The organism is Enterobacter sp. GER_MD16_1505_Eko_090, assembly GCF_003331015.1.
GTDB lineage: Bacteria > Pseudomonadota > Gammaproteobacteria > Enterobacterales > Enterobacteriaceae > Enterobacter > Enterobacter roggenkampii.
On record NZ_PUQF01000053.1, the window covers coordinates 1 to 2,327 of the forward strand.

A 2,327-nucleotide genomic window follows, 5' to 3' on the forward strand; every position below is an offset into this window, starting at 1 on the left:
TACCAGCGTACGGCCCACAGAATGATGTCACGCTGAAAATGCCGGCCTTTGAATGGGTTCATGTGCAGCTCCATCAGCAAAAGGGGATGATAAGTTTATCACCACCGACTATTTGCAACAGTGCCCTCCGGTTTCATTTCAGCAGGTCTTAATCAAATTCAGTGTGCCATACATGCGGCACGAAAAAGTCTGGCATCAATGTGACCAGTTCTATCACCCACCACAGTCACTACAGTGGCCACACAGTTGGGGACCCAAAGGATGTTGTTTACCATTTTGCAATGGTTGACAGCTACCCGAAAGCAACTCCTCTTCGAGAGCGCTCAATTCCTCAGTTAATCGGGTTTGCAATTTTAGTTTGTTGAACCCATCCACACTGGGCGTAAGTGTATAGTTGTGATAACTGTCAACTTTTCTTCTCTCTTCTGTTCAGAATAAATTAATGTTCAGGCGTTATGATAAATAGATGTTATCGCCACCATGGCGCGGTCTTTACAGGAATAAATCTCACCATTTTTATATTTTCACCACAGTACCTCAAAATTTCATATACCAAAACTGAACTTGGCCGGGTAGTATTGGCTGCTTAGTATTAACTGTAGATGCTGTTATTAGGAGTTTCAGGTGCAGGTAAACAAACTTACGGATGATATTGATATTAGTTCTCATGAGCGTTTCCTCGCGGCCCGTAAAAGCACATGGGTTAGTGTGCTTGTTAATTGTTTTCTGACATCCGGGCAAGTGATTACTGGCGTATTTTCCGGATCTCAGGGGCTTATTGCGGATGGTATCCATTCTCTGTCTGATTTAGTTTCAGACTTTGTGGTGCTTATTGCTAATCATAAAAGTAAAAAAAATCCCGATGATGACCATCACTACGGGCATCATCGTTATGAAAATGGTGCATCATTAATTCTGGGGACAATTTTATTCATTGTTGGCATCGGGATGTTATGGTCAGCAGCAAATAAAATGCAACAACCAGATGATATTCCTCAGGTACATATTGTTGCTCTGTGGGTGGCCTTAGCCGCACTGGTTATCAAAGAGCTTCTTTTTCGCTATATGCTGGCAGTAGCAACCCGAGTAAAATCCACTATGCTGGTTGCCAATGCCTGGCATGCCCGCTCTGATGCCGCCTCATCTTTGGTGGTGGCTATTGGTATTATTGGTAGTTTATCAGGGTTTAAATTGCTTGATCCGGTAGCTGCACTGGTTGTGGGACTGATTGTGACCAGAATGGGATATTCATTTATGTCAGATTCGCTTCATGACTTGATGGACAGGGCCGTGGATATTGAAACTGAAAATAGTATAAAAACAACATTATTGTCCACGCCTGGGGTCGAAGGCATCCATGACCTCAAGACCAGAAAAATGGGGGACCTTGTTGTGGTTGATGTTCATCTGGAAATTGATGGTGATTTATCAGTGAAAGTAGGACATGACATTGCTGTTTTGGCCAGGAAATCAGTTTTAGATAATCATCATGTTTTAAATGTTATGACACATGTTGACCCTTATTTTAAAGGTGATAATAGTCCTGGTTGCGGGGGCAAATAATCCTGAAAAATAATATGAATGCTGCTGTTTTTTGAGAAGATTGGGAAGGGGTTATTTTTTTGCGCAATATTACCCCTTCTGACTGTGAAAACGAGAGTAAACAATATGGAGGCTATTATGAGAAAAATTATGCGTACTGTTGTGATAGGAGCCACCCTTCTTTTATCCCCCTGTGTAATGGCTGGTTCTGACGGTGTTGAACATGCCATGAAGATGATGAATAAAAGCTACCGCGCAGCACTTAAGGAGGAGGACGTTACATCCTTCAGGAAAGATATGCGGGAACTGAAAGCAACAGCAGAGTCCATCCTGAACAGCCCTGTAGAAGGGTATGACAGGGAAACGTATGTTGCAGGCATGTCACTTCTAATTGATGAGGTAACTGCCGTTGAAAGTACCGCTGAGAAGGAAGGTCTTGACGCCGGGAAAATTGCAGCACAGAAACTAGGCAGTCTGATGAGAAAATACCACAATAAACTAGGTGTTGACTGAGACCGGGAATTATTCGGTGAAGGTAGATATGCTGGAAAGATATCCCTGAACTGACATGATACACGTGCCTGTAATCAAGCAGATAGCTATGCACTGGTGAGGAAATTTCACAACGTTATCTTATCTGCAAAATACATATAAAAATGTTGGGGTAACAAACATGCATTATCAATGCTACATATTTTAGTTTGTTGCGGCTTTGTTGAATAAATCAGATTTCGGGTAAGTCTCCCCCGTAGCGGGTTGTGTTTTCAGGCAATACGCACGCTTTC

General features: G+C 42.5%; 2 protein-coding genes. Both read left to right on the forward strand.

The features are described 5' to 3' along the window. Window positions 1-624: 624 nt before the first annotated feature. On the forward strand, window positions 625-1,563 hold the full coding sequence (locus C6A40_RS24640) for a cation diffusion facilitator family transporter (protein WP_001198019.1): 939 nt from the start codon (window positions 625-627) through the stop codon (window positions 1,561-1,563). A gap of 18 nt (window positions 1,564-1,581) precedes the next feature. Then, window positions 1,582-2,055 (forward strand): cytochrome b562, encoded by a 474-nt coding sequence (locus C6A40_RS24645; protein WP_000923859.1) that lies wholly within the window; start codon window positions 1,582-1,584, stop codon window positions 2,053-2,055. Window positions 2,056-2,327: the final 272 nt, after the last annotated feature.

Excerpts from the sequence above, each read along its gene's own strand:
- C6A40_RS24645 (WP_000923859.1), top strand. The coding sequence starts at position 1,582 with ATGCTGCTGTTTTTTGAGAAGATTGGGAAGGGGTTATTTTTTTGCGCA.